This window comes from Mycobacterium sp. pR1184, from assembly GCF_041287235.1.
GTDB lineage: Bacteria > Actinomycetota > Actinomycetes > Mycobacteriales > Mycobacteriaceae > Mycobacterium.
The window spans coordinates 53,260-65,879 of sequence record NZ_JBGGKR010000015.1; the positions used below are offsets into that span (position 1 = coordinate 53,260).

Genomic DNA, 12,620 nt, shown 5'->3' on the forward strand with positions numbered 1-12,620 from the left:
GACGCTACCGTCCAGCGCGTGCTGCCTCTTCCAGGAGATCGGCCGCGCGACAGATGCTTTCGGCCGGTGTGGCCAGCAGGGCCGCGATCGCGCGGGCCCGGGTGGTGTACTCCGGAGCCAGGATGCAGCGCAGTGCCGCGACCAGCGAATCCAGCGTGGTCGTCCGAAATTCGCCGCCGTAGCCGACTTTCAGCCGTTGCACGGTCTCGGCCCAGACCTGTTGATCGTCGACCCCGAGCCCGAGCACCAACGCCGGGACTCCGGCCCGCAGGCCCGCTGCCGTGGTGCCGGCGCCACCGTGGTGCACGACCGCGCGGCACGCCGGGAAGACGGTCGCATGGCTCACCTCGCCGACGACTTTGACGTGGTCGAAGTGCGCGGCTGTGGTGAAGTCATTGGGGCCACTACAAATCAGCGCCCGCTCGCCCAGCTGTGCGCAGGCCTCGGCGATCACCGCGACCGTGTCGGCCGAGGCGACCCGCACGCCGCTGCCGAAGCCGAAGTAGATCGGCGGCGTCGCGGCCTCGATCCACGCCAACGCCTCGCCGTCGGCATCCGCCGGCAACTCCAAAGTCAGCGAGCCGACGAAGGGACGGCGCAGACCCTGTTGGGCCCACTGCGCGGCCAGCCCCGGGAAGCAGAGCTTGTCGTAGGCCTGGATCTCCAGCGCGGTCGATTCGGGTGCCTGCGTCAGGCCCAGTTCGGCGCGCTGGGCGTCTTCGGCCTCGGCCGCCAGGCCGGCCAGCATGTCATTGGTCTTAGCCGCGCCGTCGGGGAAGAAGTGCAGCGCGGCCTGCGCAATGCCGTAGTGCTGCGCGACATTGGCGGCCAGTCCCTGCTCGCTCTTGCCCGTCAGCACCAAGTCGGCCCCGTTCGCGAGCGCCAGCAGCGACGCGCCCCACTGCGTCCAGGCCGCTCGGATCTGATCCGTGACCGCGGCCATCATCATGATCGGGTTCTGCAGGGTCGTGTGCGAGAAGTCCTTGTGCTGCGGCGGATCGGGCCCGAACGCACCGGCGGCCAGCCCGGCCGACTCGACGAAGCCGATCATGTTGGGCGTGACCGCCATCGCCACGTCGTGGCCCCGGCGCAGCAGCTCCCTGCCGACGGCCGCGAAGGGCTCGATGTCGCCGCGGCTGCCGTAGCCGGCGAGCGCAAATTTCACGGGGCGACCTCACTCGAGCGAATACCTATACGTCGACCGTCCGACCTTGGCGGTCGTGGCGTCCGGGCGCAACCCGGGAAGACAACGGCCCGGGGCACCCCCGCATTCTTAGCATTTTCACATTTTTCTACGGCCAACGCCCCCCTTTGTGTCGTCACGTCCAGGCGGTTGCAGTAACTTCGGTGCGATCATGGAAGCTCTCTTGCTGGCGCTCGCCGGTCTGGCCTTCCTCGACTCGCTGAATGTCCTCAACGTGGGCGTTGTCTCAGCCGTCGTCTACGCCAGCCGACTCGATCGCCGCTCACCGATCCCGGGCGGCATGAGCTTTATCGCCGGGCTGTTCGCGATCACCACGACGTTCGGCGTCTGTACCGTACTCGGGCTTGGCGTCTTGAAACACTCGGTCGACTTCAAAGTTACTCCGGCGCTTCACTTTTGGGGCCAATTGGTGCTGGGTGTGGTGCTGATGTGCCTGGCCTACTTTCCGTTGACCGCGCAGACCTCGGCGCCCGGCTGGGCGCTGGCGGCCATGCGGCAGCGCCCCTGGCTGCTCGGAATTCTCGGCGCCGCGGTCGGCATCGGGCAGGCGCCGACCTCGATTCCCTACATCACCGGGCTGGCCATGCTCGCGGCACTGCATCCCCGGCCGCCGGTGTGGCCACTGCTGGTCTACGCCTACTGGACGCTGGCACTCACGCCGTCGCTGGTGATCCTGTTTCTCGCCACTCGCAAGACCAAGCGGGCCGTCCGGATACAGCGGGGCATCGTGCGCGGCCTGACTCGCTACGGTCCGATCTCGGTGCGAATATTATTTCTGGTCGTCGGTGTCGGACTCGTGGCGGATGCTCTGCTGTTCCGCAGCGTCCTGTGGTGAGGCTAGCTTGAGCGGTGAGAACTCTGGTGCACGTTGAGGCACACCGGTGACGGAAGCGGCCCGTCGTCCGATCCGTGTGCTGCTCATCGGGAATGCTCCGGCGGGGCCCAACAGCCGCGGCGGTATGGCGACGATGATGCGCCTGCTGCTGGCGGACACCGATCCGCGATTTCAGGTGCGCCTGGTGACCACCTACATCGACGACTCGCTCGCCGCGCAGCTGTGGACCGGCATCACGGGCATGCTCAAGGCGTCGGCCCTGCTGTTGTTCGGCTCCGTCGACGTGCTGCACGTGCACTATTCGTTGCGCGGCAGCGTCGTCCGCAAGTCCGTGCCGTTGTTCGTCGCACGGTGTCGGCACATTCCGACCATCGTTCATTGCCACAGCTCCCACTTCTTCGCATGGCTGGACGAGCTGTCCTGGCTCCAGCGCCGCGCCGTGCGCGCGGCGTTGCGCGCCGACTATTCGGTGGTGCTCGGTCGTACCCACTTCGAGGGGTTCCGGTCCAGCCTGGGGGTCGACGAAGCCAACATCCGGGTTCTCTACAACCCGGTGGTCCTTCCCGCCACTGTCCCGTCACCGCGTGACGGGCAGCCGTTGCGGCTGGTGTCGCTGGGCCGGTTGGGGTCCAATAAGGGGAGTTATGACCTGGTCCGGGCGATCAACATGTTGCCCAACAAGATTCGGAGTGGAATTCGGCTCGCCCTCGCCGGCGATGGGGAAGTGGACGAGGTGCGGGAGTTCGTCCGCAGCAACGCACTCGACGACACGATCGACGTCGTCGGCTGGGTCGGCCCCGAGCGCCGCGACCAGCTGTTGGCCGAGTCGTCGATCTTCGTGTTGCCCAGCTACAGCGAGGGCCTCCCGATGGCGGTGCTGGAAGCGATGGCCAACGGCGTGGTGCCGGTGACCACCGCGGTGGGCGCGATACCGGAGGTGGTCACCGACGGGGTGAACGGGCTGCTGGTCCGACCGGGCGATGCCGCTGGGCTGGCCGACGCACTGAAGTCGCTGATCGTCGATGTCGGGCTGCGCAATCGACTGGCCGCGGCGGCCTACGCGCGCGCGTGCGAATTCGACGTCACCCGCTGGCGAGCGGGCCTGCACGACGTGTGGCTGGCAGCCGCCGCAATGAAGGCCGGTCGCCGCTAGCGGCGCGGCAGCCCGCCGCAGACCATGAGCCGGAAGTAGTCGAACGACGAATTGCTGCCCACCGCCAGCCGCGGCAACGCCATTGGGTCGCAACGACGGTCGGCGAATCCCGGTGTGGTCGACAACGCCCAGCGCACACCGCGGCCACGCAGCACGTCGCGGGCGCGGGCGTCGAAGTCCTGCGCCCGGCCGTTCGGGTAGGCGAAAACCGTTGGTGCTCGGCCAGTTTCACGTTCAATGGCGGCGCAGGATTCCGCGATCTCCCGCTCGACCTTGTCGTCCCCGCAGCGGGCCAGGATCGGATGGGTGACCGAATGCGGATACAGCCTCACCAAGCCGTCGGCGGCCATCTCTCGCGCTTCATCCCAGGACAGCATCCGAAACGGTCCGCCGTCGTCGCTGTCGCGATCGCCCAGTGCACCGAAAGCGTCGTCCAGCACCGCGATCCGTTGCGCGTCGGGCAGGTCTTTGCACCGCTGCACCGCGGCCGCGTAGACCGCGCCGCGCCGGGCGGTCCCGTTCAGTGAACAAGCGCCCAGTCCCAGGGCGGTCAGATCGACCTCGGTCGCGGTGGTGTGTGCGATCGCGAGCCAAAGCCGGTCGGGCCAAAGGGTTTCGCCGCTGTCCATCGGGCCGGTCGCGAGGAACACCGCGGCGGGCAGTCCCAGCTCGCGCAGCACCGGGACCGCGTGCGTGGCGACGTTGCGGGTGCCGTCGTCGAAGGTGATCGCCAGAGCGAGCGGCGGCAACGTCCCCGCGGCAAGCCGCTCCAGGGCCTCCTCGAGTGCAAGGACGTTGAAGTGGTCGCGGATGTATTCGAGTTGACGGCGATACATCGCCAAGTCCAGGACATGCCAGCACGCGGGCGACAACGGTTGGTCTTCCACGCCGTGGAACATCACGATCGCGAGCGAATCGCGGTGGCGCCGTCGGGCTAATGCCGGTACACCGACGGTGCAGAGCAGCCCGGCCGCGATGTTCTTGACGGTCGCTCGGGCCGCGGGTGAGGCGAGGTCGCTCGGTCGTGCCATGTTTTGCTAAGCCCTGCCGTGAGTACCACCGTTTGCCTATAGTTCACCTGGAAGTTCGGGGGTGATCCTATGCTCGGTTCCATGAAAACAGCACTCGCGGCGTCTTTCATCGCCCTGCCCGCACTGCTGTGTTCAGTGCCGGCAGTCGCCAACGCCGACCCGGAAAACACTGCCGACTACATCAGCTACCTGGACCAGAACAACATCCACTACTCCAGCCACGAGACGATCGTCCACATCGGAACGAATCTGTGCAACGAGCTGCGCAACAACATCCTCCCGCCGGATCAGGCCCTGCAGCGCATCCAGAACATGGGCTACAGCCAGCAGCAGACCAAGCAGATCGCGTTCGCCGCGGTCGAGGCGTTCTGCCCGGACATGGATATCGACGCCCAGAAAGCGCCCAAGTCCTAGACCGGCCACGCCCGGTTCGGCATCGTTTCTGGCATCTCGGCTCGCCAGCCGTCGATTTTGGTGACGGTGATGTTATGTGCGTGAAAGTTTGCTGTGCGCGTTCGCGCGGCCCTCGCTCTCCCGTCGGCGCATCCACTGGGTGGCACGCATCCGAATAACCCTGCGGGGGAAGCGGATACCCGGGACCGCCCACCGACAGGCACGCAGAACTTGACCTCAAAACACCGGCCCGGCTGGGTATGGTGAGCCCGTGGAGGGTAGGGAGTTCGGTCGCTACCGGCTCGTGGAGTTGTTGGGCCGCGGCGATTCGGGGGAGGTGTGGCGCGCGCATGACACCGAGACCGGCAATCGCACTGCCGCGATCAAGCTGCTCCCGCCACAGCTGGCTGCCGATCCGGCGATCGCGGAGCAGTTCCGCCGCGAGGCGGCAGCGGCGGCACGGCTGAACAATCCGCACATCGTTCCCATCCACGACTACGGCGAGATCGGCGACCAGCTCTACATCGACATGGAGCTCATCGACGGGCGCAACCTGCAAGAGGTGCTGGCGAATGGGCCGATCGAGCCGGCACGTGCGGTGCGCATCATCGGGCAGGTGGCGGACGCGCTGCACGCCGTGCACGAGATCGGCCTGGTCCATGGCGATGTCAAACCCTCCAACATCCTGATCGATCGCGACGACTTCGCCTACCTCGTCGATCTCGGGATCGCCCGGTTGGCGCCCTGGTACGAGTCGCGGTTGACGAACTCCGACAGCGAGGCCGTCAGTTGGCATTACATGGCGCCGGAGCGATCCGGGGCCCGCGAGGCCGACGCCCGCGCCGACATCTACTCGCTGGCGTGTGTGCTCTATGAATGCCTGACCGGGCAGCCGCCCTTCGCCGGGGATACGTGGCTGTTCGCCGCGCACCTGAGCACGCCCCCGCCGCGGCCGTCCATCACCCGGCCCGGGGTGACCCCGCGCCTCGACGACGTCATCGCCACCGGCATGGCCAAAGACCCCGCCAACCGGTATGCCACCACCGTCGCGCTGGCCGACGCCGCGCACGACGCCATCACCGCGACCACGCGGGCACCGGTCAGACACCCGGTGCCAGATGGGCAGGAACAACCCGTGCCGGCACCGGAGCCGGAGCCTAACCCCGCCGCGAACGGGTACCTCGCGGAGCCCGCGCCGCCTGTTAGTTCGTATCGTGCGGAGCCGCCGCCACCGGTCACCTCGTATCTCGCGGTCGAAGCAGCACCCGCCGACGAATCGTCCGATCTGGAACCGTTCAAGCAGCCGTGGCCCGACGACGCCGACACCCCGGCGCGGCACCCGTGGTGGCGCCGACCGATCATCGTGGCTCCAGCCGCGCTGGCGATGGTGGCTGCCATCGTGGTCGCCTTCGTCGTCATCGTCGGGCACCTCGAGACCCATGACGTCAAGCCATCCACTCAACATCGCGATCCTTCGTACGGCGCTCAGGTCACATTGCCGTTCACTGGGCTTGGCCATCCCGCGGATGTGGAAGTCGACCCCGCCGGCAACGTCTACGTCGCCGACGACATGAACAACCGGGTGCTCAAACTGGCGCCGGGCGCCAACGCTCCGATCGAACTTCCCTTCACCGGCCTCAACTCGCCGGAGGGTGTGGCGGGGGATAGCACCGGGAACCTGTATGTCGCCGACACCAACAACAATCGCGTGCTCAAACTGCCGGCCGGCTCGAGCGCGTCGATCGTGTTGCCGTTCAGCGGCCTGCACCGGCCCCAAGGTGTGGCGACGGATAGCGCGGGCGCCCTCTATCTCGCCGACACCGACGCCAATCGCGTGCTGGAGCTGCCGGCCGGCTCGAGCACCCCGATCGAGCTGCCGTTCACCGGGCTCAACGCGCCCGAGGGTGTGGGGCTCGACAAGGCGCGCAACGTGTTCGTCGCCGACTCGGGCAACAGCCGGGTGGTCAAGCTGGAGGCGGACTCAAACCGCCAGAGCGTGGTGCCGTTCAGCGGCCTGTTGACCCCGGGCGATCCCAGCGGTGTCGCGGTGGACGACGGGGGCGATATCTTCGTCACCGACTACACCGACAACCGGGTGCTCAAAATGGACGCCGCGACGCAGCAGCAGAGCGTGCTGCCCTTCGTCGGGCTCAACCACCCCAGCGGTATCGCGGTGGACAAGGGCGCCAACCTCTATGTCACCGACTACACCGGCGACCGGGTCGTCAAGCTGCCCGCGAAGTGAAGTACGCGGCGTGTGAAGAGTTGGCCAAGTGCTCACATGGCCGAAACCCGGTCATGGGACGGTGACCGCGTGACAGCCGAATCGCGGGTCAGCCAGTCGCGGGCGGTCGACCGATTCCACAAGTCCTGTGAGGCGGTCGTCAGTCGGCTTCCGTTCGGGCTCCGTTCGATCATCGCCCCGACGTTCCTCGGCTTCTGTGTGATCAACGGCTTCACCTTCAGCGTCGATCTCGTCCTGCTCACGACGCTGCGTGACGGCCTCGACCTTCCGGTGCCGATCGCCGTCACCGTCTCCTACGCGTGCGCTTTCGCGCTGAGCTACGTGCTCAACCGCACCTTTAACTTCCAGTCCCACGGCGCGGTCGGCTCGCAGCTCGCCGTCTACGTCGTCGTGGTCGTCGTCAACTACCTGGCCTTCATCCTCGGGGTGACCACCCTGCTGTCGGCTATCGGTCTGCAGTACCAACTGTCGCGAGTCGTTGCGGGCATGTGCGAAGCGGTGTACATGTATAGCGCGATGCGGTGGGTGGTCTTCCGCCGCTGACAGGAGGCGCCCCTTGAGCGATCACGAAGTAAAGATGATCATCTTGTCGACCGACGACTTGGACGAGTCGATCCGGTTCTACAGCGACACCCTGGGCATGGCGCTGAAATTCCGCGACGGCGCTCACTTCGCCGCCCTCGACGGCGGGCCGATCACTCTCGCCCTGGCGACCGACGTCGACCATCCCATACCCGGGCAGGTCGTCGTCGGTATCAAGACCGCCGATGTCGACGCGGCGGCCAAGGCTGTCGAGGCCAGCGGCGGCGGCATCGTGAAGGGCCCGTACGACGACGCCCACGAACGCCGTGCCGTGGTCTACGACAACAAGGGCAACGGCGTGGTCTTCTACAAGCCGTTGGCCCGCTGAAACGACCGCAACGGCATCACGCGGTGCAATGCGGCTCGAGCTGAGGTCGGCCGCCGTCGGCCTGCCAGCCGATCGCCTTCAAGCGACGCTGTACGCGCTCGAGGTCTCTGACCTGCACTGTCCTGGACTGGACGGGCCCCAGCTTCGGATCTGGGGAAGAACTCGCGAAAAACGGCACGCGGATCGTGGGCGAAAGCTAGCATCGTTTAATGGCCGACGAGGCGGCCACCGGGAGGATCCTCGGTGGCCGCTTCACTTAATTTTTCGGCCGGAATCCCTTAACTCTGTGTAGCGCAAGCCTTGACGCTGCGGCCGAATTTGCCTGTGTCCCAACGCGATTGCGGGGGCCTGCAGCGGGTCTTCGCCGTTCTCGCTCTTGCATCCCCTGCCTGGTGCCACGCAGCGTGTCGCGTGCGGCATGTTGGCGCGCTCGCCGATTTTCGCGACACCTCCGGCATCCGGTAGCCCCAGCGCCGCGGGCCAGACGTCCGCATCGCCTCGGTCTGATAGCACACACTACGGCGGGTCGTCTTGCCGAAATGGACTAATCATTGGAATTTCTGATCCGCTCGAGTCTCCCGAGCAACTGATCTTGATCGTCACAAGAATTGATCTTGATTAATTCTGCATTTGAACTTGACGTTGATGAAAATTTGGTCCATTTTTATTGCTTAGACGCCTTGGGTTGGTGGTATACAGCTCGCAATTAATTCAGGGTTGGGTGGGAGGTCAGAAATGGAGACGGTCGCGGCGCTGTTTGTAGCGTCAGTGGGAGCGTTCCTGTTGACGATCGGGATCGGGAGTGCCGACTGTACTAGCCAATGCTTCGGCAACGGCGCCGGAATGCAGTGCACCTCATGCGACTCGCCCAAGGACGGCGAGAGCCGGATGGCCACCCTCTTCGAGTAGAAATCTGCTGTTCAGAGCAGTTTTCCGGATCTTCGTCCGCTGCCGCCGGGGGGTCGGCGCCGGCTTGGACGGCCTCACCTGAACGACTCCTGCCCGCCCACGTTCGCTCGCGGGGCCGCCGCACGCGCCGGTTCGCGTGGAATGGTTGCCTGTGGCGGGTGTGACGTTTGGGGCGACCAATAAATAATTGATAAATCCCAAAGTCTGTTATTCAAGCGTAATCCGTACAACCGAGTTCCCAATAGCCTTCTGCAAATCCCTAAGTCTGCCCTGATCATAAAATCCATACCGGGTTCCTCTTATTCACGTGTGGAACGGGGCTCAAGCAAATCCTTTAGTTTGCAATCGCCGCGAAGTTCATACCCGGGGGCTCTCTTCTGCGGTTGAGTCACAACTTTCGGCATGTTGATCGCCCCGCCGGGCCTTGCGGCCCAGAAGCGCCGCCACCTGCGCAAGGGTGAAGTGCGGTGGCCGCCCTGTGTGCTTACGCTGCGCAGATGCGTAGCCTCGCGGGCCATCGATGCACGGCTCCAGGCTTGCCGGGAAGGGGATCCGACGGTGTCTGACATCAAGATCGATGTGGAGCAGTTGACGGTTTCGGGAAGACAGGTGAGCGATCAGGCCGAGGATCTGGCGGCAGGCTTCTTGACGGCCGACAACCGGGTCGAGGCGGCTCAGTACGGATGGGCCGGTACGTCGGCGCTGGCGCTGAGCGCCAGGGCGGCGCGCTGGCTGCCGGAGTCGCAGGCGTTAGTGGGCAAGGTCGGCGATCACGGATTCGCGCTGCAAGACGCCGCGGTCCTGCATGCGGCGGCCGAGGCGGAGCGAGCCCGCGCACTCGCCGGGGTCGCTGCCAGAGCTGCCGCGGTCAGTGGCCGCGGCTGAGAACAGTGGGGTATGACCTTATCGGTCGCAGACATTGACCGCTGGAACGCCGAAGCGGTGCGCGAGGTGTTTCACGCGGCCTCCGCGCGTTCGCAGAGCGCCTTCGGCGCCTCGCGTGAGTTGGCGACGCTCTCGGTGTTCGCCAGCTGGGAGGGTGCGTCCCGCGACGCCGCCGCACACCAGAATGCGGCAGTGCGACAAGACCTCGACGCGCATGGCAACGAAGCCCTCGCCGTCGCACAGGCCGCCGACAAAGCCGCCGGCGGCATCGACAAGGTCAAGGCCGAGCTCGCGACGTTGCGGGCGGACGTGGCCGCCGCTCGGCTGCAGGTCGATGCCGTGACCAGTCAGGTGGTGGCGATTCCCCAGCTGCGCTACACCGCGGCCGAATGGGCGAAGATGCAGGCGCAGCGGGCTGAGCTGCAAACCCGCTTGGACGCGATCGTGGCCGAGGCCAACGCCGTCGACCAGGAGTTGGCGACGGCGATCAATATGGCCGACGGCGATGCGCCCATTCCGCCCGGACCGCACGACAACCGGCCCGACGTGCAACGGGCGTTGGGGCAGCCGCTGCCGCAGGATCCCAAGCAGTTCGCCGACCTGTGGAACAAGCTCACGCCCGAGGAAAAGGACTGGCTGTACAGCCAGGACCACAACATCGGCAATCACCCCGGGATGCCGTGGGATCCGCAGGATCATCTCGGCAAGGATCACTACAACCGGCTTCATCTGCCCGAGCTGCAGCAGCAGACGCAAGCCGACGTCGACCGTCTGCAGCACCGCGTCGACGAACTTGCGGCCCAGATCTACATGGGCGATCACACCGAAGCGACGACCGGCGAATTCAATGCACTTGCGCCCCAACTACTCGCGGCCCGGCACAGCCTCGACGGCTACAAGGCCGTGCAGACGGCGTTGAACCGCAACGACGGCGTGCGGCGCTACCTCGGCCTGATCGATGACCAGGGCCACGGCGCGGTCGCGATCGGAAACCCCGACTACGCCAGGCGCAATGCGATCCTGGTGCCCGGCACCGGCCAAGACCTCGCGACCTTCGAAGGCAGCGACCTCAAGTCGTTGGCGATGTACAACTCAGCGATGGCGGCCGACCCGAACTTGAGGCCGGGCGATGTCGCGGTGACGACGTGGATGGGCTACGACCGTCCGATGGATCTCTTCGAGGCGGCGTGGCCCGACCGGGCCCGGGCCGGCGCGGGCGCGTTGGATGCGTTCGAGAGCGGGCAGCGCGCGTCCCACGTGGGAACGCCGTCGATCGACACGGTGATCGGGCACAGCTACGGCTCGACGTTGGTCGGTGCGGCGGCATCGGGTGGCCATCATCTAGACGCCAACAACGTCATCGCAGTCGGCAGCCCCGGCATGCTCGTCAAGCACGCTGGTGACCTGAGCCTGGATGCCGGTGCGAATGTCTATGCCATGCGAGCCCGCAATGACATCATCGAGTTGGTGACTGACATGACGCTGGGGCACGACCCGACCTCCGACGACTTCGGTGCGACGCGGCTGTTCGCGGCTGCCGGGCCGAGCAGTGACCCGCTGGGCGTGACGCCGAGCGTTGCGGCCCACAGTAGCTACTGGAGCGAGGGGAACCCGGCGCTGCTCAATCTGGGCGCTGTGATCGCCGGTGTGCCACCGCCCCAGGCTATTCCGAGTGGGGGAGGCTAAACGCATGCGCCGTACGTGTGCTCTGTTGATGGTCATGCTCGTCGTTGCCTGTAGCCACGAACGCCCGCTGGGGCCACCCACGCCGACCGGTGCTACGCCCATTGGAGGACCACCCGTGGAATCAACGCCACCGCCACCGCCCGGCTGGAAGCTGGAACCCGTCATCCCGAAAACCCAACAGCAGGCCCAGGATACGGTGATCGGCTACCTCAAGAAGACGCTTGCCGCGCTTCCGCCCGGGACGACGCTTGACGCCAGCCGCTACAGCGGCGGTGGTACCGTGCATCCGTGTAAGGATGTCGAAACCGGCACGCCGCCAATGGAATTCGCGACCAATGGTGATCTGACGCTGCCGGCCGGCGTCGACACGAACACGATTGTCGCCAAGGCCGGGGACATCTGGAAGAGCTGGGGCTGGCAGGTGTACGAGCGGGACGGCTTCTACAAGCCCAATCGATTCGGGTATGCGCCTGATGGCTACATCCTGCAGATCATCGCCCGGTATCAGCCCGGCTATGCCCCGACGCTGCAAGGTGTCTCTCCGTGTTTCCCGCCCGATCTGCCCGCGGAGCGCAGCCCCTTCCCGACGATCCTGACGGGCTCCTGAGTCCGGTCGGGTTGGCTCAGTCGCCCCACTCATCGTCGCCGAGGACATCGACGGTCAGATCATTGTCGGCGGCGCCTTTCGTCCCGTAGGCGAAAGTGATCAAGGTGCGATCGTCGGGAAGGGCCTCGACGGCGACGACGGTGGCACGCCCGATCTTCATCCGTATCCGGTCGCCTGGCCTCAACTCGTCGACGCGCTTAAGGGCCACAGCGTATGGCACCCCCTACCCAGTCCCGCCGATCGGTCGGCGGGACACAACTGCATTATGGATGAGGCGTGCGGGCCTGGGACTTGATCGCACCACGATCGTTCACATCCGCTGCGCACTCGCTCGGCCGGCGCCTGGATGAAGCACAGCATCTCGACGAAGTCGGACAGCTCGGAACACCTGCTGCCGCAACGGAAGTCATCGCGATGGAGGTCGTAGCGTCAGCGGCGCCGCAGGCCCTCGCGATTGTCGTCGCCGTCTTCGTCCCAATAGGCCCACTCGGGCAGTGGTGTAGCGGGCGTCGCACCCAACGCCGAGGCCTCGTATCCGGGTTGGGTGCGGTGGCTCGTCCACCGCGGATCGAATCGATTCGCGCGCGAGCGCGCAATGCCGCGGGCGATCAGGGCGGCGGTACCGCCGACGACGAAGGCGATCAGCGCGACCTTGAGGACGATCAGTAGCAGCGTCATGTCTCATCCGTCCTCTCGGTAGCGGCAACGCGGGCATCAAGGCTCAGCGCGAGTTTAGGATCGTTTCGGGCGTAGAGCTATTCA

The 12,620-nt window shown here is 66.1% G+C and carries 13 protein-coding genes; 9 read left to right on the forward strand and 4 right to left on the reverse strand.

Going from position 1 to position 12,620, the window contains the following annotated elements; translation table 11 throughout:
• Positions 1–4 precede the first annotated feature (4 nt).
• Positions 5–1,165, reverse strand: a complete 1,161-nt coding sequence (locus tag ACAG21_RS23155) for a glycosyltransferase (RefSeq protein WP_370498604.1) — start codon at positions 1,163–1,165, stop codon at positions 5–7.
• A 190-nt stretch (positions 1,166–1,355) separates the two neighbouring features.
• On the opposite strand from ACAG21_RS23155, the gene ACAG21_RS23160 reads away from it, so the two are divergent.
• Positions 1,356–2,039 (forward strand): GAP family protein, encoded by a 684-nt coding sequence (locus ACAG21_RS23160; RefSeq protein ID WP_370498605.1) that lies wholly within the window; start codon positions 1,356–1,358, stop codon positions 2,037–2,039.
• Between the two features lie 46 nt (positions 2,040–2,085).
• A complete protein-coding gene (locus ACAG21_RS23165) occupies positions 2,086–3,192 on the forward strand; it encodes a glycosyltransferase family 4 protein (protein ID WP_370498606.1) in 1,107 nt (368 codons plus the stop codon).
• Here ACAG21_RS23165 and ACAG21_RS23170 read toward each other — a convergent pair.
• On the reverse strand, positions 3,189–4,223 hold the full coding sequence (locus ACAG21_RS23170; RefSeq protein ID WP_370498607.1) for a polysaccharide deacetylase family protein: 1,035 nt from the start codon (positions 4,221–4,223) through the stop codon (positions 3,189–3,191). The genes ACAG21_RS23165 and ACAG21_RS23170 overlap by 4 nt on opposite strands.
• Before the next feature lie 81 nt (positions 4,224–4,304).
• Here ACAG21_RS23170 and ACAG21_RS23175 point away from each other — a divergent pair, with 81 nt between their 5' ends.
• The 7 genes from ACAG21_RS23175 (at position 4,305) to ACAG21_RS23205 (ending at position 11,858) form a co-directional block, all read left to right on the forward strand.
• Positions 4,305–4,637 (forward strand): DUF732 domain-containing protein, encoded by a 333-nt coding sequence (locus ACAG21_RS23175; RefSeq protein WP_370498608.1) that lies wholly within the window; start codon positions 4,305–4,307, stop codon positions 4,635–4,637.
• Between the two features lie 250 nt (positions 4,638–4,887).
• Entirely contained in the window at positions 4,888–6,861 is a 1,974-nt protein-coding gene (locus ACAG21_RS23180; protein WP_370498609.1) for a serine/threonine-protein kinase PknD, read from the forward strand.
• 69 nt (positions 6,862–6,930) lie between these two features.
• Positions 6,931–7,404 carry a GtrA family protein gene (locus tag ACAG21_RS23185; RefSeq protein ID WP_370498610.1) on the forward strand — a complete coding sequence of 158 codons (474 nt, stop codon included), beginning with the start codon at positions 6,931–6,933 and terminating at the stop codon, positions 7,402–7,404.
• 13 nt (positions 7,405–7,417) lie between these two features.
• Positions 7,418–7,771: a VOC family protein gene (locus ACAG21_RS23190; protein WP_370498611.1), complete on the forward strand. Its 354-nt coding sequence runs from the start codon at positions 7,418–7,420 to the stop codon at positions 7,769–7,771.
• Between the two features lie 1,467 nt (positions 7,772–9,238).
• On the forward strand, positions 9,239–9,565 hold the full coding sequence (locus ACAG21_RS23195; RefSeq protein ID WP_370498612.1) for a hypothetical protein: 327 nt from the start codon (positions 9,239–9,241) through the stop codon (positions 9,563–9,565).
• Between the two features lie 12 nt (positions 9,566–9,577).
• A complete protein-coding gene (locus ACAG21_RS23200) occupies positions 9,578–11,251 on the forward strand; it encodes an alpha/beta hydrolase (RefSeq protein ID WP_370498613.1) in 1,674 nt (557 codons plus the stop codon).
• A 115-nt stretch (positions 11,252–11,366) separates the two neighbouring features.
• Complete coding sequence (locus ACAG21_RS23205) at positions 11,367–11,858, forward strand: hypothetical protein (protein ID WP_243393846.1); 492 nt, start codon at positions 11,367–11,369, stop codon at positions 11,856–11,858.
• Between the two features lie 16 nt (positions 11,859–11,874).
• On the opposite strand, the gene ACAG21_RS23210 is transcribed toward ACAG21_RS23205, so the two are convergent.
• Together ACAG21_RS23210 and ACAG21_RS23215 are read right to left on the reverse strand one after the other, a co-directional pair.
• The gene (locus ACAG21_RS23210) at positions 11,875–12,066 is read right to left on the reverse strand and encodes a hypothetical protein (protein WP_370498614.1); all 192 of its coding nucleotides are present in this window, start codon (positions 12,064–12,066) and stop codon (positions 11,875–11,877) included.
• 221 nt (positions 12,067–12,287) lie between these two features.
• A complete protein-coding gene (locus ACAG21_RS23215) occupies positions 12,288–12,536 on the reverse strand; it encodes a hypothetical protein (RefSeq protein ID WP_370498615.1) in 249 nt (82 codons plus the stop codon).
• Positions 12,537–12,620: the final 84 nt, after the last annotated feature.

Excerpts from the sequence above, each read along its gene's own strand:
- ACAG21_RS23170 (WP_370498607.1), bottom strand. The coding sequence starts at position 4,223 with ATGGCACGACCGAGCGACCTCGCCTCACCCGCGGCCCGAGCGACCGTC.
- ACAG21_RS23160 (WP_370498605.1), top strand. The coding sequence starts at position 1,356 with ATGGAAGCTCTCTTGCTGGCGCTCGCCGGTCTGGCCTTCCTCGACTCG.
- ACAG21_RS23200 (WP_370498613.1), top strand. The coding sequence starts at position 9,578 with ATGACCTTATCGGTCGCAGACATTGACCGCTGGAACGCCGAAGCGGTG.
- ACAG21_RS23175 (WP_370498608.1), top strand. The coding sequence starts at position 4,305 with ATGAAAACAGCACTCGCGGCGTCTTTCATCGCCCTGCCCGCACTGCTG.
- ACAG21_RS23215 (WP_370498615.1), bottom strand. The coding sequence starts at position 12,536 with ATGACGCTGCTACTGATCGTCCTCAAGGTCGCGCTGATCGCCTTCGTC.